Annotated in this window: 18 protein-coding genes; 8 read left to right on the top strand and 10 right to left on the bottom strand. The window is 72.6% G+C overall.

Annotated elements, in window-relative coordinates:
- Positions 1-282 precede the first annotated feature (282 nt).
- Positions 283-2,385, top strand: coding sequence for a cellulase family glycosylhydrolase (locus O7627_RS22265; RefSeq protein ID WP_278095438.1), 2,103 nt, complete (start codon positions 283-285; stop codon positions 2,383-2,385).
- A gap of 90 nt (positions 2,386-2,475) precedes the next feature.
- On the opposite strand, the gene O7627_RS22260 is transcribed toward O7627_RS22265, so the two are convergent.
- Complete coding sequence (locus O7627_RS22260; protein ID WP_278095437.1) at positions 2,476-2,919, bottom strand: hypothetical protein; 444 nt, start codon at positions 2,917-2,919, stop codon at positions 2,476-2,478.
- Positions 2,920-3,083: 164 nt separating this feature from the next.
- On the opposite strand from O7627_RS22260, the gene O7627_RS22255 reads away from it, so the two are divergent.
- Entirely contained in the window at positions 3,084-3,362 is a 279-nt protein-coding gene (locus O7627_RS22255; protein ID WP_278095436.1) for a hypothetical protein, read from the top strand.
- A gap of 39 nt (positions 3,363-3,401) precedes the next feature.
- Here O7627_RS22255 and O7627_RS22250 read toward each other — a convergent pair whose 3' ends face one another.
- Complete coding sequence (locus O7627_RS22250) at positions 3,402-3,914, bottom strand: hypothetical protein (protein ID WP_278095435.1); 513 nt, start codon at positions 3,912-3,914, stop codon at positions 3,402-3,404.
- Between the two features lie 210 nt (positions 3,915-4,124).
- Here O7627_RS22250 and O7627_RS22245 point away from each other — a divergent pair, with 210 nt between their 5' ends.
- Positions 4,125-4,778: a hypothetical protein gene (locus O7627_RS22245; RefSeq protein WP_278095434.1), complete on the top strand. Its 654-nt coding sequence runs from the start codon at positions 4,125-4,127 to the stop codon at positions 4,776-4,778.
- Between the two features lie 28 nt (positions 4,779-4,806).
- Here the strand turns inward: O7627_RS22245 and O7627_RS22240 are convergent, their stop codons facing one another.
- The 4 genes from O7627_RS22240 to O7627_RS22225 all read right to left on the bottom strand — a co-directional run bounded on the left by O7627_RS22240 (position 4,807) and on the right by O7627_RS22225 (position 9,792).
- Positions 4,807-5,562, bottom strand: a complete 756-nt coding sequence (locus O7627_RS22240) for a hypothetical protein (protein ID WP_278095433.1) — start codon at positions 5,560-5,562, stop codon at positions 4,807-4,809.
- A gap of 107 nt (positions 5,563-5,669) precedes the next feature.
- On the bottom strand, positions 5,670-7,361 hold the full coding sequence (locus O7627_RS22235) for an amidase (protein ID WP_278095432.1): 1,692 nt from the start codon (positions 7,359-7,361) through the stop codon (positions 5,670-5,672).
- Positions 7,358-7,660: a hypothetical protein gene (locus O7627_RS22230; RefSeq protein WP_278095431.1), complete on the bottom strand. Its 303-nt coding sequence runs from the start codon at positions 7,658-7,660 to the stop codon at positions 7,358-7,360. Before O7627_RS22230 ends, O7627_RS22235 begins: the two co-directional genes overlap by 4 nt.
- A gap of 197 nt (positions 7,661-7,857) precedes the next feature.
- Complete coding sequence (locus O7627_RS22225) at positions 7,858-9,792, bottom strand: PPC domain-containing protein (RefSeq protein WP_278095430.1); 1,935 nt, start codon at positions 9,790-9,792, stop codon at positions 7,858-7,860.
- 384 nt (positions 9,793-10,176) lie between these two features.
- Between O7627_RS22225 and pyk the strand changes: the two genes are divergently transcribed.
- The 4 genes from pyk to O7627_RS22205 all read left to right on the top strand — a co-directional run bounded on the left by pyk (position 10,177) and on the right by O7627_RS22205 (position 14,329).
- A complete protein-coding gene (gene pyk / locus O7627_RS22220; RefSeq protein ID WP_278095429.1) occupies positions 10,177-11,625 on the top strand; it encodes a pyruvate kinase in 1,449 nt (482 codons plus the stop codon).
- A 49-nt stretch (positions 11,626-11,674) separates the two neighbouring features.
- Positions 11,675-12,562, top strand: coding sequence for an acyl-CoA thioesterase II (locus tag O7627_RS22215; RefSeq protein ID WP_278095428.1), 888 nt, complete (start codon positions 11,675-11,677; stop codon positions 12,560-12,562).
- A 46-nt stretch (positions 12,563-12,608) separates the two neighbouring features.
- Positions 12,609-13,100 carry an Rrf2 family transcriptional regulator gene (locus O7627_RS22210; RefSeq protein WP_278095427.1) on the top strand — a complete coding sequence of 164 codons (492 nt, stop codon included), beginning with the start codon at positions 12,609-12,611 and terminating at the stop codon, positions 13,098-13,100.
- A gap of 137 nt (positions 13,101-13,237) precedes the next feature.
- The gene (locus O7627_RS22205; RefSeq protein ID WP_278095426.1) at positions 13,238-14,329 is read left to right on the top strand and encodes a TSUP family transporter; all 1,092 of its coding nucleotides are present in this window, start codon (positions 13,238-13,240) and stop codon (positions 14,327-14,329) included.
- Here O7627_RS22205 and O7627_RS22200 read toward each other — a convergent pair.
- The 4 genes from O7627_RS22200 to O7627_RS22185 form a co-directional block, all read right to left on the bottom strand.
- Complete coding sequence (locus O7627_RS22200; RefSeq protein ID WP_278095425.1) at positions 14,310-15,746, bottom strand: pyridoxal-dependent decarboxylase; 1,437 nt, start codon at positions 15,744-15,746, stop codon at positions 14,310-14,312. The two genes, O7627_RS22205 and O7627_RS22200, sit on opposite strands and share 20 nt — an antisense overlap.
- A gap of 12 nt (positions 15,747-15,758) precedes the next feature.
- A complete protein-coding gene (locus tag O7627_RS22195) occupies positions 15,759-16,805 on the bottom strand; it encodes a LacI family DNA-binding transcriptional regulator (protein ID WP_347404716.1) in 1,047 nt (348 codons plus the stop codon).
- A gap of 65 nt (positions 16,806-16,870) precedes the next feature.
- On the bottom strand, positions 16,871-19,798 hold the full coding sequence (locus O7627_RS22190; protein WP_278095423.1) for a glycoside hydrolase family 3 protein: 2,928 nt from the start codon (positions 19,796-19,798) through the stop codon (positions 16,871-16,873).
- Between the two features lie 296 nt (positions 19,799-20,094).
- Positions 20,095-21,435, bottom strand: coding sequence for an ROK family transcriptional regulator (locus tag O7627_RS22185; protein WP_278095422.1), 1,341 nt, complete (start codon positions 21,433-21,435; stop codon positions 20,095-20,097).
- A gap of 279 nt (positions 21,436-21,714) precedes the next feature.
- On the opposite strand from O7627_RS22185, the gene O7627_RS22180 reads away from it, so the two are divergent.
- On the top strand, positions 21,715-23,397 hold the full coding sequence (locus O7627_RS22180) for an extracellular solute-binding protein (protein ID WP_278095421.1): 1,683 nt from the start codon (positions 21,715-21,717) through the stop codon (positions 23,395-23,397).
- The last annotated feature ends 2 nt before the right edge of the window (positions 23,398-23,399 follow it).

The raw sequence follows: 23,399 nt of genomic DNA, 5'->3' as shown, positions 1-23,399 counted from the left end.
CGTCCTGCGGAGAGTGCCAGCGCGTCCACCGCAAGGGTAGTCGGGAGCACCGCTCGGCAGTCATTGACGCTGCTCGACGTAAACTGTAACGTCCGTGCCGGAAACTTTCCGCTCCTGATGAGCGATCGTTTCTATCGCGGGAGTCCCATCACTCGTCGCGGCGGCCCGGGCAGGCCCCGCGTACACCGCCGCCGTTTCCGGCTGCGCGCGGCGCCCGACCACCGGGCGCGTACCGATCCCCCCAGACTTTCCGCGGACGCCATGATGGCGAGGAGATGCAGGATGAGTTCGTCGAACACAAGGAAGATCCCTTGGCGGGTCAGCATCGTCGCCGCGGCGGTGGCGGCGCTGCTGGTGGCGGCGACAATGGTGAGCGCCAACGCGCAGGCGGCGGCCGGCTGCCGGGTGGCGTACACGGTTTCGGCCCAGTGGTCGGGCGGCTTCACCGCGAACGTGAACGTGACAAACCTCGGCGACCCCATCAACGGTTGGCGGCTGGTCTGGACGTTCCCGGCCGGGCAACGGGTGACCCAGGCCTGGAACGCCACCGTCACCACCTCCGGTGGCCAGACCATCGCCACGAACATGAGCTACAACGCGAACATCGCCACCAACGGCTCGGTCTCGTTCGGCTACAACGGAGCCTGGTCGGGCAGCAACACCGCCCCCACCTCGTTCACCCTCAACGGCGTCGCGTGCACCGGCAACGTCGGGCCAACGGCGTCGCCGACCCCCACCGCGACGCCGACGCCGACCCCCACTCCCACCACGTCGCCGTCCCCGACGCCGCAGCCGCAGGACCCGATGGCCCAGGTCGCGGCCATGCAGCCCGGCTGGAACCTGGGCAACACCTTCGACGCGATCCCCGACGAGACCTCGTGGGGCAACCCGCTGACCACCCGGGAGATGCTGCACTACCTCCGGTCCCAGGGATACAACAGCATCCGGATCCCCATCACCTGGAGCAACCACCACGGCGCGGCGCCCGACTACACCATCGATCCGGTCTGGTTGAACCGCGTCCAGCAGGTCATCGACTGGTCCCTCGCGGAGGGCTTCTACGTGATGATCAACCTGCATCACGACTCCTGGCAGTGGATCAACACCTACCCCGGCGACCGCACCACCGTGATGAACCGCTACCGGGCGCTCTGGACCCAGCTCGCCACGACGTTCCGGAGCCACTCGTCGAAGCTGGTCTTCGAGAGCATCAACGAACCGCAGTTCGCCGGCACCTCCGGTGACGCCGAGAGCGACCAGCGGCTGCACGAGCTCAACCTGGAGTTCGTCCGCCTGGTACGCGGGACCGGCGGCGGCAACGCCACCCGGCTGCTGGTGCTGCCGACCCTGCACACCAACGGCGAGCAGGGCCGGCTGGACGCGCTGCTGGCCACGATCAACGAGCTGGACGACCCCAACCTCGCCGCCACCATCCACTTCTACGGCTGGTGGCCGTTCAGCGTCAACATCGCCGGCGGCACCCGGTACGACACGAACGTCGAACAGGACATCCTCGGCACCTTCGACCGGGCGCACAACACCTTCGTCCAGCGGGACATCCCGGTCATCATCGGCGAGTGGGCGCTGCTCAGCTACGACTACACCCGACCGGGCATCATCAACCGCGGCGAACTGCTGAAGTTCTTCGAGTCGGTCGGATACAACGCCCGGATCAGGAACCTCACCACGATGCTGTGGGACGCGGGATCGTTCCTGCACCGTCCCGAGCTGCGCTGGCGCGACCAGGGCATCTACGAAATGATGAAGGCGAGCCTGACCACCCGCTCCGCGACCGCCTCGACGGACCAGATCTACGTACCCCGGACCGGCTCCATCACGGCGAAGTCGCTCACCCTCAACCTGAACGGCCTGTCGTTCCGCGGTCTGTGGCAGGGCAACACCCAGCTCGCCAACGGCACCGACTACACCGTCTCCGGCAACACCCTCACGCTCACCGCCGCGGCCGTGACCCGGCTGGTCGGCAACCGCGCGTACGGGGTGAACGCCACCATCGAGGCCCGCTTCTCCGCGGGCGTGCCGTGGCAGCTCAGCATCCTCAGCTACGACCGGCCGACCCAGGCGGCAGCCACCGGCCCGACCAGCTCGTTCGCCATCCCCACCCAGTTCCGCGGCGACCAGCTCGCCACCATGGAGGCGAAGTACCCCGACGGCAGCGGCGCCGGGCCGGCGAACTGGACCTCCTACAAGGAGTTCTGGACCCACTTCCAGCCCGACTACGCCGCCAACACCATCATCCTGAAGCCGGAGTTCTTCGCCGAGGTCAACGACGGCACCGTCAACCTGACGTTCCACTTCTGGAGCGGCACCCAGATCACCTACCGCATCACCAAGTCCGGAACTACGGTCACCGGCAGCACCACCTGATGAGCCCGGGACGCCCGGCAGGGGACCGGCCGGGCTGACCATTCGGGTAGGGCCGGTGCGGAGTTGGGCACTCCGCACCGGCCAACCAGCTCAGCCCGCCCATTCGAAGATCGCGCCGAGGGTGAGGAAGAGAGCCAGGAACAGGACCGCCGCCGCGATGCCGAGCCCGATCGGCAAGGCGGGGAAGTGCCGGCTGAACACGGAGCCGTTGACCGGCTGGTCACAGGTGATGGCGGCGGTCCCCGACCACCAGGCCGACACGTGGTGGACGCCGTCCGGACCGGGCCGCACGGTCACCCGGCGGCGCTCACCGTCCGCCGGGGCCACCAGGCAGCCGGCGGCAGCCGGCTCGGTGAAGGTGCGCGCCAGGGTGAACCGCTGCCCCCGGACAACCGTGATGGTCGTCGGCGCGTTCACGTCCACCTGGAACGGGTCCGGCCTGGTGTTCCAGAACGCGGCACCGAGCGCCACGAACCCGGCCAGACCCAGCACGACGACCGCCGACGCGGGGCCGAGCCGATACCCTTGGTCCACGGTACGGACGGTACCGGCGCGGAACCAGCCGGACCTGACTCCTCGGGTCGCGCCGGTGCGGCGGGCGAGCTGCGTCTGCAGCTCACCGACGGACGCACTCGCGGTGAGCTGCGGGTACGCCTCCGCGACCAGCCGGCCCAGCGCCGGCCCGGGTCACCGGCCGGGTGCTGCGCATCGTGCCGTTCGGCACCATCGGCGACGCCGCGTCCACCGCCCGGCTGACCAGCCTGTACGACAGCCGGGCGCTGGCCTGGCTGACCAAGCGGACCGGGGCGCCCGCGGTCACCTCCGACGGGACCGGCCTGGTGCCCGGCTACTTCGTGGTGCTCGACGACGGTTCGTCGCCGCAGGTCACGGCGTGGCGCGCGACCCCGCGGTCCAGCCGACGGCTGCGCCCGGGCGACGTCGTCACGGCGCGGGTCGAGCGCTGGACCAGAGCCTGATCAGCGTCGAACTCGGCGGATCGGCGGGCGAGCCGGGGTTCAGGGGCGTGGGCGGTGGAGGAGGTGGCGCATCGAGCCCGTGCCGTAGCGGTCGACGGTGCTGGACATCGCGGCCACCTCGGACAGGATCGGGTCGGTGTCGATACCGAGGTCGCGGGCTCGGGTGAGCAGGGCGTCCAGGGCCATCAGTTCGTCGCGGGTGTCCGCGCCCTGGTCGCGGGCCGACAGGTGGATCAGCCGGGCCCGGAAGTCGGCGGCGGTGCGCCAGTCGCGGGGCAGGTGGGCGGCCCACCGGAACGACGGGTACCGGTCGAAGAGCCCGCGGATGGTCGTCCGGGTCGCGTCGTCGCCGGTCGCGTACCGATCGATGATCGTCGACAGTACCGCCGTGGTCCGGTCGGCGACGCCGAGTCGCTCAGCGAGCGGGGTGGCGTGCGCGACGGCCAGCTTGGCGAGCCAGTCCGGGTCGGAGATGTCCACCGGAGCGTGCGCGGCCGGGGCGAAGAGCGCGTCGAGTTCCGCCACGGCGTCCTCGATTTCCTGCGGCTCCATCCGATCCTCACGCCCTGCGCCGACCCCGCCTCGACCGTACCGGATCATTGGTGGTCGCCCTTCCCGCCGCCGGCGGGTTGACCGGATGGCGGCCAAAGGCGTCGATGGGGTGCTTTTGATCGTTTCGGTCCGGAGTACGAGGGGTACGGATCGGGAGATCAGGGCGGACTACCGCGGACGTCCCGTCCGCCAACGAACGAGGAGAGTGGCATGACGATGCGTCGAGGACTCGCCGGAATCGGGCTGTGCGCGGTGACCGCCATGGTGGCGGCCTGCACGAGCTCGTCGCCGGACGCGACCCCCTCGCTGTCGCCGATCGCCACCCCGGTGACACCCTCGCCGACCGGCTCGCCGACGCCGGCCCCGTCCGGCGGCTCGGCGGCGCCGACGGATCTTCCGCCGGTGCTCGCCGGTGACCGGCAGGTCACCATCGTGCGGACGGCGGCGTTCGAGTCGGGTCTGTCGCTGGCCGACGGCGGGCGGCTCGGCGAGGTGGACGACGACAGCGGCCGACAGCTCTTCGTGCCGAGCCCGATCGGCGGGCAGAAGTTCCTGATCCTGTCGTACTTCGGGGCCGGCGGCGGCCCGGGCGAGGGCGAGCCGGTCTGCTGGCAGGTACGCAACCCGGGCAACTCGCAGCCGTTGCACGTCGAGGGCGCCGAGTGCGACGAGCAGGAGCCGCACCAGCAGTTCGAGATCGCGGCCGCCCAGGGTGACGCCGAGGACACCTACCTGATCAGCATCACCTCTGCCTACCTGCGCTCGTCGGCGCGGTCGGGGCTGATCCTGGAGGAGCTGGGTGACGCGCCACCCGCCGACACCTTCCGGTTCAACGACAACGGCCCCGCCCCCGACCGGAACTGAGCCGGCCGCCGGCCCGGTCCCGCGCCACTCACGACGGCCGGGGGTGTTTCAGGAGTTCTTCGAGTTCGGCCAGGCCGGCGGCGTAGAAGAACGAGCCGGCGAGGTCGGTCGGGGCGCTCAGCAGGGTCAGCACCGGAACCCCGATCACGGCGTCCACGCTGGCCTTCGTCGCCTCGGTAACCAGCCGGATCCCGACCCGCTGGAAGATCCGGTCGGTGGGCCGGTGCTGGCCGGGCAGCACGACGGTGAACTCGCGACCGTCGTCGGTGCTGAACCGGTAGGCGTCCACCCGGTCCGTCGGCTCCAGCGAGCGGCGTAACTGCGCGCACAGCTCCTCCCCGGTCAGCGGGCCGGCGATGTCCCGGTGCTGCCAGTCGCCCGGCATACCCAGCACCCGGTCGAAGACGCTCCGCGCGATGACGGCCCAGTCCTCCGCCGACCGGCCGATCGGCTCCAGGTGTTCGCTGAACGGCGGCTCCGGGCCGGTGAGAACCGACGCTTCCGTCGAATCGAGAAGCGGTTGCCGGCCGAGTTTGTGCCCCGGCAGTTCGGTCTGCCCGCGGCCGGGCGGGGCGGTGATGTCCGGCCGCTCCAGCGGATCGTCGAGCGGATCCGGGTGCACGGGGCCGGACTCTATCCCGGGCACGTCGTCCCCGAGCCAATCGTCCGGAGCGGCGATCGCCTTGACCGTCAGGTCGTCAAACGGGTCGAATGCGGCCGGCGTGGGCGCCGGCTCGGGGATCTCGGGGAACTCCGGCGGCCTGCCAGGGCGAAAAAGGTCCATCCTCAGCTCCGATCCCGGGCTCAGCGGCTACCTCCCTCCACGGTAGACGGCCGCCGCCAGCCCGGTCCCGGTCCGCCGACGCGAACCGGGACCGGGCTGGTTGCTGCTCACTGGCTCTGCTTGGCGACCTCCTCGGCGGTCAGCCGCAGCGGTGCCGCCGCCGTGGTGCGGGCGGCCGCGGCGGCCGGCGCCGGGTCCGGCGGGCGGCGCCAGTGCCAGTCGGTGACCGCCTGGTACGCGGCCACCACCGACAACAGCCGGTCCTCGGCGTACGGCAGGCCACCGAGGATGGTGCCGATCGGGACGCCGGCGGGGTCGAAACCGATCGGGAAGGCGATCTCCGGCAGGCCGATGATGTCGAACGGCACCGGGCTGGTCTGCACCACCACGTCACAGCGGTCGAAGAGCTGGTCCAGCACCCGCTCCAGCAGCAGTTGCTTGGCCCGCTGGCCGGTGATGAACTCGGTCCCGCCCAGCAGCGCGCCCTGCAGCCAGCTGGTCACCGAAACCCCGAATCCGCGCAGGTCGGTGCGGAGGTACGGCATGAACGGCTCGCTGCGTTCGGGCAGCCGGACGTTGTTGAAGGCGCCACCGGTGAGCAGGTCCCACTCGTCGGGCAGCGGCACGTCCACCACGCTCGCGCCGGGGATCGCCGCCAGTTTGGCCAGGAATGCCTGGCGGGCCTGGGCGGTCGGGGAGGTGCCGGCGGTGAAGTCGGGCAGCACCCCGATTCTGGTCCGCCAGCGCAGCTTGACCCGCTTGCCGTGGTAGACCGGGTTGGCCGCCTCGATGAGGTTCGGCACCTTCGGCAACCCCTGGGTACGCGGGTCGGCGGGGTCCTCGCCGGCCATCGCGGTCAGCATGATCGCGGCGTCCTTGGCGTCGCGGGCCAGCGGGCCGGGATGGTCGCGGGTGTAGGTGAGCGGGATGATGCCGTACAGCGAGACCCGGCCCATGGTGGGTTTGAGCCCGGTCAGGTTCTGCGCGTTGGACGGGGCGGTGATCGAGCCGCCGGTCTGGGTTCCGGTGCCGGAGGTGGCCAGCCGGCCGGCGACGGCGGTACCGGTGCCGGTGGAGGAGCCGCCCGGGTTGGTTGCCGGATCGCCCGGCGTCCAGGCGTTCACGGTGGTGACCACCCCGGCCGGGGTGGTGGCCCGGGTGGTGGCCAGCGGCCCCATCTGGGTCTTGCCGAGCACGATCGCGCCGGCACCGGTGAGCCGGGCCACCGAGGTCGCGTCGAACGGCGGCACGAAGTCCTGGAACAGGTACGAGTTGGCGGTGGTGGTCACCCCCTTGGTCCAGTAGTTGTCCTTGATGGCCAGCGGGATGCCGTGCAGTGCCCCGGTGCGCGGGGTCCGGCCGGCCTTGCGGGCCGCCTTGATCGCCGCCTCGGCGAGCACCAGGTTGAACGCCTTGTACGTGCCGTCGTACGCGGTGATTCGGGCGAGGTATGCCTCGACCAGTTGTTGTGGGGTGAGTTTGCCGGCCCGGATCAGCCAGGCGGCCTCGGCGATGGTCAGCTCGGTCGGGTCGGCCATCGCCTCCGGCCGGGGCCGGACGTAGGCGGCGGGTCGGTCGAGGTTGGGTGCCTGGCCGTCGGGCCACGGGCCGCGGTGGCTGACCGGTCCGAAGGCGAGTGTGCCGCCGGCCTGGGCGGCGGCGGGTAGTCCGACGGTGCCGCCGACGGTGGCGACGGCGGCCAGCGCGGCGGTGCGGGCCAGGAAGGCCCGCCGGTCGACGGTGCGGTCGAGTGGCTGTGGATCGGTGGCGGCGATCCGGTCGAGCGGTTCGATGCTCATGCGTCCCGCCATTCCGTGCTGATCGAGGGGTAGAGGATCGGGGCGGGCTGCTGGGAGAGCGCCATCGCCAGCGCCGGGTCCGTCCCGGTCGGGGCGGGCATCTGGTACGCGGCGAGGGTGCCGACGGTGCTGCGCACGAAGGACCGCAGCGAGGCGAGTACGGAGTCCCGGCCGGGGGAGCCGGTCTCCGGGTCCGCGGTGCTGCCGGCGGGGAGCTGGTCGAGGTCGATGCCGACGCTGGCGAGTCTGGCGCGGATCATGGTGTCGAGTTCGGCGTCGGTCGGCGGGGTTGGTGCCATGTTGCTGCTCCTCCCGAAGGGATCGTTGCCGAGACTGTCGGCGTTGATCATGTCGGGGAAGTGCCAGCAAGATCACGTGACTGTGAACCGGCCCAGCTCAGCGCGGTTCGGTCCGAACGGAGGAGGCGGTCCAGACGGCCCGGCCGGGGCCGCCGCGTGGGCGACCCCGGCCGGGGACGGTGCTGCGCTGCCGGCGCCTACTTGGTGACGGTGAGAGCGATCCGGCTGTGGGTGTCCTCGATGCCGGTGAACCCCTCGCCGGGGTTCAGGTGGTCCTCGCCGAAGTCGACGTCGGTGTCGTCGGCGGTGCCGCCGATGCCGTCGGGGCCGACGCCGTACATGACGGGGAAGTTGCCGCCCTGATCCATCAGGTTGGGCGTGTCGTTGAACTGGTCGACGTGCCAGTTGCCGAAGAAGTGGCCGGCCTCGTGGGAGGTGACGTTGCCGATCGCCTGCCCGACGAACGCGACCCGGTCACTGGCCTCGTTGAGGTAGTAGTTCAGGGAGAGTTCGTCGTCGGACGGACCGCTCATGACGTCGAGCAGGACCAGCGCCGACTCCTCGGTCTCGAAGTTGCCCGGGTCGATCGACTGGGCGATGCCGATGGTCGGCACGCCCGACTCCTCGATGGTGCCGCCGATGACCACCCGGCTCACGTTCGGCTGCCCGAACGGGTCCGCGTGGTCGCGGCTGTTGAGCAGCCGGATGTCGAAGTCCGGGTTGAGACCGCTCTGCAGCATGTCCCGCCGCAGGTTCTCCCGCACCTCGGCGATGATCGCGTCGATCACCGCGTTCTCGTCGGCGGCGGTCAGGCCCCACTGGCCGAGGAACGCGCGGAACGGGCTGAGGTCACGCACCCCGGGGCCGCCGAAGATCGCCGTGTTGACCCGGGCGCCGTCGAAGTCCAGGAAGAGCTTCTGCACCGGCCGCTGGCCCTCCAGCACCGGCCGGAACACCTCGACGGTGAGGTCGTAGTCCCCGTCGCCGCTGGCGACCCCGACGTAGTGCCAACCGGTCCGGTCGACGACGTGGTCGGCGACCGCGTTGCCGCCGCCCGGCAGCGGGGTGCTGGCCGGGTAGATGCCGCTGGCGTCCTGGGTGGAGCCGTGCGTCTCCTGGCCGGGGGTGTCCCAGATGGTCACCTCGGCCGCGGCGCCGGCGACGGAGGCGCCGAGCACGTCACCCTTGCGCAGCTGCACCGCGTAGAAGTCGACGTCCATCTGGTCGGTGGCCAGCTTGCTGATGCTCACCGCGTACGGTCCCTCGCTGTCCGCGCCGGTGCCGCTGCCGGAGTCGAACGGGTCGTTCGGCAGCACCGGGAACCCGGTGACCAGCACGAAGTAGGTGCCGGCGACGGTCACCTCGTAGGTCAGCAGGCTGTCCAGGCCGTCGACGCTGTCGTCGTTGAGGGCGACGATCTCGCCCGCCTCGTCGTAGAGGGCGACCACCGAGTCGAGCGAGCCGCCGTCCGGAGTGTCGATGTCGACGGTGACCACGTCACCGGCGGCGGCGCTCAGGGAGTAGAAGTCGAAGTCACCGTTGCCGGTGCCACCGCTGCCGTGCGGCCCGTCACCGATCTCGCCGGTGGTGGTGATGCCGCCGAGGTTTTCGTCGATGCCGGTCTCGGTGGCCAGCGGGATCGCGCCGTTGTCCTCCTCGCCCGGCGGCAGGCTCTCGATGGCGACGTCCTCGGGGGAGAGGGTGCCGAGGACCCGCATCCGCTGGTTCTGCGCCGGGCCGGTGCCGAACCCGGTGATCCGTTGCGCGTTCGCCGGCGACTCGTTGGAGCCCCGGATGCCAGCCGGCTCGGCCTCGTCGACGAGCAGCGGCGTCGGGGCCAGTGCCCGCTGCTTGGCCTTCTGCTGGGCACGTAGCTCGCCCTGCGCGCTCATCCAGGCCCGCCAGCCGGCGTAGTCGGCCTTGGACGGATCGGGCAGCAATGCGAGGTACGGGTTGGCGCCGGCCGGCTTGCCGGCGGTGCCACCGGGTTTGGCCGCGGCGAGTCGGGCCGCCTCCAGTGTGGCCGAAGCGGCGTGGTCGGGCTCGCCGGCCGGCCGGGCCTGCGCGGTTGCCGGCGTGAGCAGTCCACCCACCAGGATGCTCACGGCCAGCAGTGCAGTCGTGCGACGCATGAAGTCCCCTCTGCTGTGTCCGCCTCGATGGCCCCCGCCATCGATGGCATAGGGGACGTTACTGCCGATCATGTCCCGTTGATAGATGTGTGGGCATGAACCAATCAGAATGTCGCGATGGCGACCCGCTCACGGGCCGGCCGGACCGACCGGGTTCCTGGCCGGTAAGGTGGGTCGTTCTCGCGATCGGCGCCGACCGGGCCGACCGGGAGAGACACCGGGTGAGGGACGGGAGTACGCTTCCGCAGCGGCCGTTGACGCCCGCCACCAACGTCACCGGCGTGCGCACCCGCCGGACTGCCGGCCGTCGCGGGACGTTGGACCCGTGTTAGAAATCCGGCAAGGGGTCGGTCACCGGGCCGATCCGGGAGAGAGACTAGCCTGATGGGCGTGAACCGCCGCGCGAAGATCGTCTGCACCCTTGGCCCCGCGACCTCGTCACCGGAGCGCATCCGGGGCCTCGTCGAGGCGGGCATGGATGTGGCCCGGCTCAATTTCAGCCACGGCAGCCACGACGACCATGAGCAGGTGTACCGGCTGGTCCGGCAGGCCGCCGAGGCGCACGGGACCGCGGTGGCGATCCTCGCCGACCTGCAGGGCCCCAAGATCCGCCTCGGCCGGTTCGCCGACGGCCCGCACGAGTGGCGGACCGGCGACTCCGTGGTGATCACCAGTGACGACATCGTGGGCACCCGGGACCGGGTCTCCTGCACCTACCGGAAGCTGCCGGCCGAGGTGAAGCCGGGCGACCGGCTGCTCATCGACGACGGCCGGGTGGCCGTCGAGGTGACCGCGGTGGTCGGCAACGACATCCGGGTGCTGGTGACCGAGGGCGGGCCGGTCTCCAACAACAAGGGCGTCTCGCTGCCGAACGTGGCGGTCAGCGTCCCGGCGATGTCGGAGAAGGACGCCGAGGACCTGCGGTTCGCGCTCGGCCTCGGGGTGGACCTGGTCGCGCTGTCGTTCGTCCGGTCCGCCGAGGACATCAAGCTGGTGCACGGCATCATGCAGGAGGTCGGCGTACACCGGCCGGTGCTGGCCAAGGTCGAGAAGCCGGAGGCGGTCGACCAGTTGGAGGCGATCGTGCTCGCCTTCGACGGCGTCATGGTCGCCCGCGGCGACCTCGGGGTCGAGATGCCGCTGGACCAGGTTCCGCTGGTGCAGAAGCGGGCGGTGCAGCTCTGCCGGGAGAACGCCAAGCCGGTGATCGTCGCCACCCAGATGCTCGACTCCATGATCGAGAACTCCCGGCCGACCCGGGCCGAGGCGTCGGACGTCGCCAACGCGGTGCTCGACGGCGCCGACGCGGTGATGCTCTCCGGCGAGACGAGCGTCGGCAAGTACCCGGTGCTCACCGTCAGCACGATGGCCAAGATCGTGACGACCACCGAGTCCGGTTCGATCGGGGTGCCCCGGCTGCAGCACGACCCCCGTACCCACGGCGGCGCGCTGACCGTGGCCGCCTCCCAGATCGCCCGCGCGATCGGCGCCAAGGCGCTGGTGGCCTTCTCGCAGACCGGCGACACCGTACGCCGGCTCTCCCGGCTGCACTGCGACCTGCCGCTGCTGGCCTTCACCCCGGTCCCGGAGGTGCGCGACCAGCTCGCCCTCTCCTGGGGCGTGCAGACCTTCCTGATGCCGTTCGTCCAGCACACCGACGACATGTTCCGGCAGGTCGACCAGGCCCTGCTCGGGCTCGGCCACGCCAACCCCGGCGAGTACGTGGTGATCGTGGCGGGCAGCCCGGTCGGCACGCCCGGCTCGACGAACACCCTGCGGGTGCACCAGCTCGGCTCGCTCGTCGACGCGGCGGCCGCGCGAGCCCTGCTGTGATCCTCGACCGGCTGATCTCCGACCGGCTGGTCTCCGATCGGGTGCGGCGGTGACGGCGGGGGAGAGCGCGGTGCGCGGCCAGGCGGCGGTGGACCAGCTGCTGGAGGTGCTCGACCTGCGGCAGACCGGCCAGATGTCCTTCCAGGGGATGAGCCCGCCGGTCGGCCCGCAGCGGGTGTACGGGGGCCAGGTGGCCGGCCAGGCGCTGGTGGCCGCCGGGCGGACGGTGGACCCGTCCCGCCTGGTGCATTCGCTGCACGGCTACTTCGTCCGGCCGGGCGACCCGTCCGAACCGATCGAGTACCAGGTGGAGAACATCCGGGACGGCCGGTCGTTCTCGGTCCGGCGGTCGGTGGCGCTGCAGCACGGCAAGACGATCTTCTTCATGTCGGCCTCCTTCCACCGGGTGGAGGAGGGGCTGGACCACCAGGCACCGCAGCCGCCGGACGTGCCCGGCCCGGACGAGGTGCCGACGATGACCGAGCGGCTCGCCCGCTACCCGGAGCGGCTGGGCATCTGGGCGGTCATCCCGCGCCCGATCGACGTCCGGTACGTCGGCGAACCCGGCTGGGTCCGGCCGGGCGACCGGCCCGCCGACCCGTACCAGCGGGTTTGGATGCGGATCGACGGCAAGCTGCCCGATGATCCGCTGCTGCACGCCTGCGCCCTGGCGTACGCCTCCGATCTGACCCTGCTCGACTCGGTGCTGTCGGTGCACGGCGAGGTCTGGGGCCCCGGTGGGCTGATCGGCGCCAGCCTGGACCACGCGCTGTGGTTCCACCGTCCGTTCCGGGCCGACGAGTGGTTCCTCTACGACTGCTGGAGCCCGTCGGCCTCCGACGCCCGCGGCCTGGCCACCGGGCGGATGTTCGCGCCGGACGGCCGGCACATCGCCAGCGCCGTGCAGGAGGGCCTGCTGCGCCGGGTCGGCGGCTGAGGCCCTGGGGTCACCCGTTGGTGTGAAGCCGACTAGCCTTTGAGCCATGCGCCTCTCCGCCCGGGTCGACTACGCGTTGCGGGCCGTCGCGGAGCTGGCGGCGCTCGCCCTGACCGACCCCGCCGATCCGGACGGCACGCCACCGCGCCGGCCGACCCCGGTGACCGCCGAGCAGATCGCCCGCGCCCAGGCCATCCCGCCGAAGTTCCTGGAGAGCATCCTGTTGCAACTGCGCCGGGGCGGCATCGTGCACGCCCAGCGCGGTCCCGAGGGCGGCTACTGGCTGGCCCGGCCGGCCGACGGGATTTCGCTGGCCGAGGTGATCCGGGTGATCGACGGACCACTGGCCAACATCCGGGGACAGCGCCCGGAGGACCTCGGCTACCAGGGTTCGGCGCGGGCGCTGCAGGAGGTGTGGATCGCGTTGCGGGCCAGTGAGCGGGAGATCCTCGAACTGGTCACGGTCGCCGACGTGGCGACCGGGAAGCTGCCCCCACGGGTCCACGACCTGATCGCCGACCCGAGCGCCTGGACCTGACCGACCCGGCCTGACCGCCGTCGGGCTCCCACCCACCGGAACACTCTTGACCGCCACCCCGCCCGGCGGCATTCTCGACTATGCCGATAGGAATAACCAAAACAATAGGCATTGCCGAGTAGGGACAGGTGGTTCAGGTGCGCAAACTTCTGGTGCTGGCGCTGGTCGGCCTCGCCGCCCAGCTGGTCGACGGCGCGCTCGGCATGGGGTACGGGGTCACCTCCACCACCCTGCTGCTGCTCGCTGCGGTGTCGCCCGCCACCGCCTCCGCCTCGGTGCACCTGGCCGAGATCGGCACCACGCTCGCCTCCGGGGTGGCGCACTGGCGGTTCGGCAACGTCGACTGGGCTGTGGTCCGGCGGATCGCCCTGCCCGGCGCGCTCGGCGCGTTCGCGGGCGCCACCTTCCTCAGCTCGATCTCCACCGACCTGGCCGCGCCCTGGATGGCCGGCATCCTGTTCGCCCTCGGCTGCTACCTGCTGATCCGCTTCTCCCGGCCGGTGCGGGCCCGAGCCCGACGCCCGCTGCGCGGCCGGTTCCTCGCCCCGCTCGGCCTGGTCGCCGGCTTCGTCGACGCGACCGGTGGGGGCGGCTGGGGACCGGTGGCCACCCCGACCCTGCTGGTGTCCGGGCGGATGGCGCCCCGCAAGGTGATCGGATCGGTCGACGCCAGCGAGTTCGTCGTCTCCGCCGCGGCCAGCGTCGGCTTCCTGATCGGGCTCGGAGCGGGCGGGTTCCTGCTGCCGATGGTCGCGGCCCTGCTCGCCGGTGGCCTGGTGGCCGCCCCGATCGCCGCCTGGCTGGTCCGGATCGTGCCGGCCCAGCTGCTCGGCGCCGCGGTCGGTGGCCTCATCGTGCTGACCAACGCCCGTACCCTGATGAACGGGCTCGACCTGGTGCCGGCCGGCGACCGGTCGACCGTCTACCTGGTCATCGTCGCCGGCTGGCTGACCGCCACCGCGTTCGCGGTCCGGGCGCTACGCCACTCCCGCCGCGCCGCAGCCGCCACCGCCGTCCCGTCGGGCGTCGTCCCGCCGGGCGCCGAGTTGCCGGGCGCCGAACTGCCGGGCGCCGAGCTGCCGAGCGCCGGGCTGCCGGGCGCCGAGTTGCAGGACGGAGGGCGGCCCGGCGCCGAGCTGCAGGAGGACGCCAGGCGGCCGGGTGCCGGGCAGCCCGCCGCCGCGTCGGATTCCGCCGGCGGGCCAACGGTCACCTGGCCAGTGAATTGATCAGCTCCCACGCCTCGGTGACGTGCTCCGGCCCGGTGTGCGGCGAGCCGACCGCCAGCCGGAGGGTGTGGCGGCCGGCCACCCGGGTGTGCGTCAACTGGATCCGGCCGGTCGCGTTGACCCGGGCCAGCAGGTCGGCGTTGCGCGCGTCGGAGTCGGCGCCGTCGCCGGTGTCGCGTAACCGGAAGCAGACCAGCGAGAACGGATGCGCCGCGACCACCTCGAACCGGTCGTCGGCGCGTACCCGGTCGGCGAAGCCGGCGGCCAGCCGCACCCCGGACCGCACGTGCGCGCGCAGCCCTTCGGCGCCGTACCAGCGCAGCACGAACCAGAGCTTCAACGCCCGGAACCGCCGGCCCAGCGGGACCTGCCAGTCCCGGTAGTCCAGCACCGCGCCGGACTCGGTCGCGGCGTTGCGCAGATACTCCGGCAGCACACTGAGCGCGTCGATCAGCTCGGCCCGGTCGGCGACCCAGAACGCGTCGCAGTCGAAGCCGGTCAGCAGCCACTTGTGCGGGTCGAAGCAGTACGAGTCGGCGTACTCCAGGCCGGTGTGCGTCCAGCGCAGCTCCGGGCAGATCGCGGCCGACCCGGCGTAGGCGGCGTCGACGTGCAGCCACACGCCGTACTCCCGGCAGACCTCGCCGATCGCGGGCAGCGGGTCGATCGCGGTGGTCGAGGTGGTGCCGACGGTCGCCACCACGAGCGTCGGGTGGGCGCCGGCGGCCCGGTCCGCCTCGATCGCCGCCCGCAACGCCACCGGGTCCATCGCGAGGGTGGCCGGGTCGACGCCGACCTGGTGCACCCCGGCGTCGCCCAGCCCGGCGATGCGGGCCGCCTTCTCGATCGAGGAGTGCCCCTGGGTGGAGGTGTAGACCCGGTACCGCCGGTCCACCCCGGCCGACCGCCACCGGCCGCCGCCGGCCCGGTGCAGCGCGACCAGAGTGGCCACCAGGGTGGCCGACGAGGCGGAGTCCTGGATCACCCCGCCGCCCGGGCCGGTGGAGCGGAACCCTGCCGGCAGGTCGAGCAGCTCGGCCAGCCAGTCCAGCATCACCGTCTCCACCTCGGTGCAGGCCGGTCCGGTCGCCCAGAGCATCCCCTGTACGCCGAGACCGGCCGCGACCAGGTCGCCGAGCACGCTCGGGCCGGAGGTGTTGGCGGGGAAGTAGCCGAAGAAGCCCGGGTGCTGCCAGTGGGTCAGCCCCGGGGTGATGACCCGGTCCAGGTCGGCCAGGATCTCCTCGAAGCTCTCGCCCCGCTCCGGCGGCCCGGTCGGCAGCAGCGCGGCCACCGTCCCCGGCGGGTCGGCCGAGGTGACCGGCCGGTCGGCCAGGGTGGTCCAGTAGTCGGCGATCCAGTCGACGACGGCGTACCCGTTGCGGCGGAACTCCTCGGCGTCCATGTGCGCGGCCATGGACTGAGTCGATCATCCACGGCGACCGGGAGCAAGGACGCGCCGGTCGGCCGCGGCGGCCGGTGGCGCGGTGCTGGCCCGCAGGGTCAGCCGGGGATCGAGCAGCGTCGACTCGGGCACGGCCTCCCCCTCCAGCTTGCGCATCACCAGCGACACCGCCTGCCGACCGACCTCCTCGGCCGGGACCAGCACCGAGGTCAGTGCCGGGCTGGCCCGCTCGGCCACCTCGTCCGGGCAGATCGCCAGCACCGACATGTCGGCCGGCACCGACCGGCCGAGGGCGGTGAGCGCGGCCAGCACCTGCCCGACCGCCGCCTCGTTGTGCACCACCAGGGCGGAGAGGTCCGGATGCCGGTCCAGCAGCCCGGCCAGCTCCCGGCGTACCGCGTCGAAGTTCTCCTCGCACGGCTGGGCGACCGCGGCGATGCCCAGCTCCCGGGCCGTCTCGGCGAATCCGGCCCGGGTCCGGTGGGCGAAGCCGGTGTCCCGGTCATAGACCACGGACGGCGCGCCGAGCAGGGCGATCCGCCGGTGTCCCAGCCCGGCCAGATGCTCCACGCAGGCGCGGCCGGCCCGGTAGAAGTCGAGGTCGACGCAGGTCAGCCCGGCGGCGTCGGCCGGGAAGCCGATCAGGACACTCGGTCGGGCCAGCTCACGCAGCAACGGCACCCGGTCGTCGCGCATCTCGACGTCCATCAGCACGATGCCGTCCACCATCGCGCTGGCCGCGATCCGCCGCAGCCCGGCCGGACCCTCGTCGGCGGTGACCAGCAGCACGTCGTGGTCGAACTGCCGGGCGGTGGTGACCACCGCCGTGGCGAACTGCATCAGCACCGGCAGGTGCATCCCGGACCGCAGCGGCAGCACCAGCGCGATCACGTTCGCGCGGCGGCTGGCCAGCGCCCGGGCGCCGGCGTTCGGATGGTAGCCGAGCGCGCGTACGCTCGCCCGCACCCGCTCGCGGGTGGTGGCGGAGATCGCCCGCTTGCCACTGAGCACGTAGGACACGGTGCTCACCGCCACCCCGGCGTGCCGGGCGACGTCGGCGATCGTCACCATGTCCGGCCGCTTGGCCGGTTCGCCGCCCTGGCCGGCGGGTTCGGTGGCCTGCGACGGATCGGACACTAGGACCCTCCACTCCCAGCCGCGGACCGGTCGCCGTCCGCATCGGCCCGCGCCTCGGCGTCGAAGGCGAGCCAACTCACCGTAGCGCCCGGCGCGTCGAAGAGCAGGTACAGGTCTCGTACTCCGGTCACCCCGCCGAGCCAGCGGCCGGCCACCTCCCGCCAGGCCAGCCGGTCACCACCGCCGGCCGGCACCGGTACCGTCCCGGCCACCGGCCCGGCCACCGGGTCGTCCAGCCGCAGGGTCAGGGTGCCGGTCCCGCCCGCGCCGGACCGTCCGGCCACCCGCGCGGTCACGCCGCCGACCCCGGCGCCGAAGTCCACCCCGGAGAACCGCAGCCAGCCGCCCGGCTCCCAGGCGGTGACCGCCCCGCCGCCGTTGTCGTCGGGCAGCGGGACCGTGCCGGCGTACTCGTCGTGGTCGGTGGCCCGCAGCGGACCGGCCAGCGGTGCGCGGTGCGCCACCGGCTCGCCGCGCACCGACAGCGGCGCGGACAGCGCCAGGTCGGCGCAGGAGCGGCCGACCGCCACCGTGTGCCGGGCGCGCTCCACCACGTACCGGCCCCGGGTGACGTCCCAGTACGCCAGGTCGGCGGCGCGCAGCCGGAACCGGACCGTGGTGGACGCCCCGGCGTCGAGGGCCACCCGGGCGAAGCCGCGCAGCTGACGCAGCGGCTGCTTGACCCGGGACCGGCGTTGCCGGGTGTAGAGCTGCACCACCTCCTCGCCGGCCCGGGGGCCGGTGTTCGTCACCCGCACCGAGACCTCGACCTCCCCGTCGGCGTCCACCTGCCCGGCGCCCAGCCGCAGCTCGGAGTAGGCGAAGGTGGTGTAGCTCAGGCCGTGCCCGAACGGGTAGAGCGGCGCGCCCCGGTAGTACAGGTAGGTGGCGTCGGTGGCGATGATGTCGTAGTCGAGCAGGTCGGGCAGCTCGGTGGCGTCCCGGTACCAGGTCTGGGTGAGCCGGCCGCCGGGGTCGGCGTCGCCGGCCAGCACGGCCGCCAACGCGTGGCCGTACTCCTGGCCGCCGTGCGCCGACCAGAGCACCGCCGGCAGGTGGTCGTCGGCCCAGCCGACCGCGTACGGGTAGCTGCTGGACAGCACCAGGACGGTCCGCGGGTTGGCGGTGTGGACGGCGTGCAGCAGCGCCTCCTGGGCGGGCGGCAGCGCCAGGCCGGTGCGGTCCTCGGTCTCCCGGCCGCAGACCATCGGGTGGTTGCCCAGCACGACGACCGCGACATCGGCCGCCCGGGCCGCGGCGGCCGCCGCCCGGGCGCCGTCAACGACCACGTCGATGACGAAGCCGGTCGCCTCGGCGAGGCCGGTCGCTTCGGCCCGCAGTTCACCGTCCGGGCCGACGAGCACGTAGCGGTCGCTGGCCAGGTGGTGCAGGGCGGTCCCGCCGGCCGGCCGGTCGACCAGTCGGAACGTCTCCCGGACCACCCACTCGCCGGGACCGGGCCGGTCGTTGACGAGCAGCCCGCGGGCGTCGACGCCGACGTGCCGGCCGTTGGCGACGCTGCGCAGCGCGACGACGCCTGGTCCCCACTCGAAGACGTCGAACCAGGTCCGGGCGCCGGCCTCGGCCGATCCGGGGGACCCGGCGGGGGCGGTGGTGAGCGGGGCGCCGGCCGGTCCGTCGCCGGCCCGCACCGGCGCGCCGGCCGCGCCGTACGGGCGCAGCGCGATCCGGTCCACGCCGGGGTGGTGGACGACCGCGTCGGCGCCGAACCGGGCGGTCAGCCCGTCGAGGGCGGAGACGGTGTACGGCGGGGTGCCGCTGTACCAGTCCTGGTGGACGGTGTCGGCGAGCGGGCCGAGCACCGCGACCCGGGTGCCGCCGGCGGTCAGCGGGAGCAGCCCGTCGTTGCGCAGCAGCACGACGGACTGCCGGGCGGCCTCCCGGGCCAGGTCCTGGTGCGCCGGGCAGTTGATGACGTCGGCGGTGACGGCGGCGTACGGGTTGGCCGCTGGCGGGTCGAACTCGCCGAGCCGGAACCGGACGTGCAGGATGCGCCGGACCGCGCGGTCCACGTCCGCTTCGTCGAGCAGGCCGCGCCGCAGCGCCTCGGTGATCCGGTCGATGGTCGGCCGGGAGTCGGCGTCGTCCTCGGTGAAGTTGTCGATGCCGGCGCGCAGCGCGGCGGCGTAGCCGCTGGGGTGGTCGGCGTGGAAGCCCTGGGCGCCGGCGATGTTGGAGACCGCGGCGGCGTCGCCGACCACCATGATCTCCTGGTCGGCGTACCCGCGCAGCTCGGTGTCGATGAGCGGGCTCAGGTGCGCGGGCCGGCCGTTGACGAGGTTGTAGGAGGCCATCACGGCGACCGCCGCGCCGGCGGCGAGGGGGGCGCGGAAGGCGGGTAGCTCGTACTCGTGCAGCACCCGGGGTGGCAGGTTGCTGGAGGTCAGGCAGCGGTCGGTCTCGTTGTTGTAGCCGAGGAAGTGCTTCAGGGTGGGGGCGGTCCGCAGGTAGCGGGGGTGGTCGCCGCGCAGGCCGGCGGCGTACGCGGTGCCGAGTACGCCGGTCAGCCAGGGGTCCTCCGAGTAGCCCTCCTCGTTGCGGCCCCAGCGCGGGTCGCGCAGCGGGTTGACCACCGGTGCCCAGACGTTCAGCCCGGCCCGGGTCGGGTCCTTGTGGTGCAGGCCGCGCACCTCGTCGCCGACCGCCGAGCCGACCGCCCGGATCAGCTCGGGGTTCCAGCTCGCGGCGAGCCCCACGGCCTGCGGGAAGACGGTGGCGGGGCCGAGCCACGCCATGCCGTGCAGCGCCTCCGTGCCGGTGCGGAACGCGGGTACGCCGAGCCGGGGGACCGGGGCCTGGTGCTGGTGCAGCAGCGCGACCTTCTCGTCGAGGGTGAGCCGACCCAGCAGGTCGGTGACGCGGTCGTCCAGCGGTAGGTCGGGGTCGCGGAAGGTGCTGTCGCTCATCTGTCGATCACCTTTCGTGATCTTCGGCCGGCGTCCCAGGAGGGGATCCGTCGAAGCGCTTCGAATTGGTGTTGAGGGCATGGCGGGGTGATACGGGGGGTGGCCGCCAGCCCGGGAAGCTCGAAGCGCTTCGACGACCGTGTGAAAAATCGCCCGGCCGCGATGGTGGTTTCCCACGTGTTACGACAGAGGCAATTCGAGGTTCCACCACCGGGCCGGACGGGTCAAGGGTTTCCGGCCGGCGAATTGGTCGCCATCATCGCCGGGAGCCCGGCCCGGACCGCTCTTTCGGCCGGTCAGCCGGCGGCGACCGCGGTGGCGGGGGTGGCGGGGGTGGCGGGGGTCGGACCGGTCACGGCGGTCGCCGGCCCGGTCCCGGAGACGCCGGTTGGCTCGGCCGGCCGGGCCGGGGTGGTGGGAGCCGATCCGACGGGCGGCAACCGGCCCGCGTCGACCAAAGCGAGGGTGCGGGCGGCGCCGCCCGCGGCGGCGGCCCCCGGGCCGAGGGTGGAGGCGACCAGCCGGCAGCCGCCGGCCTCCGGGGCGATCGCCCGGGCGGCCAGCTCCGCCTCGGCGGCCGGCAGCAGCCACGGCGCCAGGTCCACGAAGTAGCCGCCGAGCAGCACCACCTCGGGGTTGACCAGGTTGACCAGCAGGGAGGCGGCGTACCCGAGCTGCCGGCCGACCTCGTCGAGCGCGGTCAGGGTGGCCCGGTCGCCCTGCCGGGCGCTGCCCCGGATGCGTTCCACCTCCGGGGCGAAGTCGGTGAGCGGACCGTCCTCGGCGGTGTCCGGGAGGACCCGCCGCACCAGGGCGGGGATGCCGGCCACCGCCTCCAGGCAGCCGCGCCGGCCGCAGGGGCAGGGCGGGCCGGCGGGGTCGAGCGGCACGTGACCGAGTTCGCCGGCGAAGCCGCGGCCGCCGCGCAGCAGCCGACCGTCGGCCACCACCCCGGCGCCGATGCCCGCGCCGCCGGTCAGGTGCACCAGGTTGTCGGTGCCGGCGTACGGGCCCTGCCGGTGTTCGGCCAGGGCGGCGAGGTTGGCGTCGTTCTCCACCGCCACCTCGAACTGCGGGTCGCGCATCGCGCGCCGCAGCTCGGCGGCGAGTGGCACGTCCCGCCAGCCGAGCCCGGTGGCGAGCCGGACCGTCCCGGTCCCGTCGACCAGCCCGGGGACGCCGACGGTCAGCCCGAGCACCCGCCGGCCCTGCGCGCCGACCCGGTTGACCGCCCGGCCGGCCAGGGCGGCGATGGTGCTCACCGCGCGGCCGGGCGGCGCGTCGAGCCCGGGGAAGGCCCGCCGCCAGGAGAGCAGTTCGGTGCCGGCCAGGTCGACGGCGTGCACGGTGAGCTGGTCGGCGTTGACCTCCAGCCCGATGGCGGCGTAGGGCTGGCCGTCGAGCACCAGCATGGTCGCGGGGCGGCCGATCCGGTTCTCGGTGAGCCCGGTCTCCCGGATCAGCCGGCGTTCGATCAGGTCGGCGACCAGGCTGGAGACGGTGGCCTTGTTGAGCCCGGTGGCGGCGGCGATGTCCGCCCGCGAGCAGGGCGCGTTGGCCCGGACGTAGCGGAGCACGACGGCGAGGTTGGTGGCCCGGACGTCGGCGAGGTCGGCGGGCTGTGGCCCGCTCGGCATGGTGATCAAGGTCAGTCCCGCTCCCCGCGTGTTCTTCTCCCGACCGGTGCCGCCCGGCCCGCGGTGGTGTGCCTCATCATGCCGCACCTTTCGGGATCCGGGCCATCTTCGTTACCTGGCCGCGCCGGTGGGCCATCTTGTGGCACCGTGCACCGTCGATTACTTTTGTTTAGTCATCAGACGAACTAACTCTAGCGTGTCATCGCCCCACCCCACACCCTCAATCGAGTGGCCGCCCGCGCCCGGCCGGACCGCTCGCCGATACGAAGGGAGCGCGCCGTGGACCCATCCCTCGCGAGCGCCGCTACGGACCGCAGAAGATTCCTCAGCCTGCTCGGGGTCGGCGCCGCCGCCGTCGCCGGCGGTGGCCTGCTCAGCGGTTGCAGCAAGGAGGTCGGCTCCACCACCAGCACCCAGGACCTCGACAAGCTCTCCGCGCTGGTGCCCAACCAGAAGAATCTCGACCTGGCCATTCCGAAGCCGGACGTGCTCAGCACCCGCCCGGTGCCGGACGGCTACACCAGCTTCCCGCCGGAGCTCTTCGACGCGATCACCGAGAAGCCCGGCACCAGCGGCCAGGAGATCAGCGCGATGACCCCGGCCTGGGGCCCGGCGCCGCCCGGTCTCGGGCAGAGCGCCTACCTGGACGCGATAAACGCCGAACTGGGCGTGCCGGTCAACTTCAGCGTCCAGGACGGCAACAACTACGCCGACAAGCTGAACGCGATCCTCGGCGCCCGCGACGTGCCGGAGCTGCTCTGCGTGCCCGGCTGGGAGGTGGACAAGATCCCCCGGTTCTCGGACGCGGTCGCCGCGCTGTTCGAGGACCTCACGGACCGGCTCAAGGGCGACGCGGTGAACAAGTACCCGATGCTTGCCACCTTCCCGACCGGCGCCTGGCGCAACTCGTTCTGGAACGAGCGGCTGATGGCGATCCCGAACCCGACCGACGGTCCGTGGCCGTGGATGATGTTCCAGCGCAAGGACCTGCTCGACGCCGCCGGGCTGACCGCGCCGACCACCATCGACCAGCTGCTGGAGCTGGGCAAGGAGGTCACCGACACCGCCAAGGGCGTCTGGGCCTTCAACGACATCTTCGCGATGGTGCAGATGTACCACAAGGTGCCCGCCTCCAAGCAGGGCTGGCGGCTGAAGTCGGACGGCACCCCGGAGTTCAAGTACGAGACCCCGGAGTACCGGGCCGCAGTGGAATTCATGATCAAGGTGTACGAGGCCGGCCTGGTCCACCCCGACCTGGTGGCCAGCACGGGCGCCGACGCCAACGCCCTCTTCTACGGCGGCAAGATTCTCTTCCTGCAGGGCGGCCCCGGCGTCTGGCAGCCGATGCAGGCCGAGCAGCAGAAGGTGACGCCCGGGTTCAACATCCAGCCGGTGCCGCTCTTCTCCGCCACCGGCGGGGACCCGCTGGCCTGGGGCGACGACGAGCCGATCTCGTTCACCTTCATCCGGAAGGGGCTGCCGGAGGAGCGGGTCGACGAGCTGCTGCGGGTCATCAACTGGTGTTCGGCCCCGTTCGGCACCAAGGAGTTCGACCTGCGCGAGCACGGCGTGGAGGGCAAGCACCACACCCGCGACGCCAACGGGCCGGCAAAGACCGACCTGGGCTTCAAGGAGATCCAGAACCAGTACTTCTTCATCAGCGGCCGCAGCCCGGTGCTGCAGCCCACCCCGCAGACGCCGACCTACGTGCGGGACATGCTCAGCTACTCCAACGCCACGGTGAAGTTCCTGGAGAAAGACCCGTGGGACGGGATCAAGCTGGAGATGCCGGCCGCCTACAAGGCGGCCCAGGTGCCGACCGAGGACAAGATCACCGACCTGCTCCGGGGCCGGCGCCCGCTCACCGACCTGGACGGCATCGTCAACGAGTGGCGGACCAGCGGCGGCGGTGACGAGGCGCGCGCCCTGCTGGCCAAGGCGCTCGAAGACGCCGGACGATGAGT

The sequence above is a fragment of the Solwaraspora sp. WMMD1047 genome (assembly GCF_029626155.1).
In the GTDB taxonomy this organism is placed as follows: domain Bacteria; phylum Actinomycetota; class Actinomycetes; order Mycobacteriales; family Micromonosporaceae; genus WMMD1047.
The sequence above is the reverse complement of the archived record's forward strand: the minus strand, read 5'-3'. Positions and strand labels throughout refer to the sequence as shown.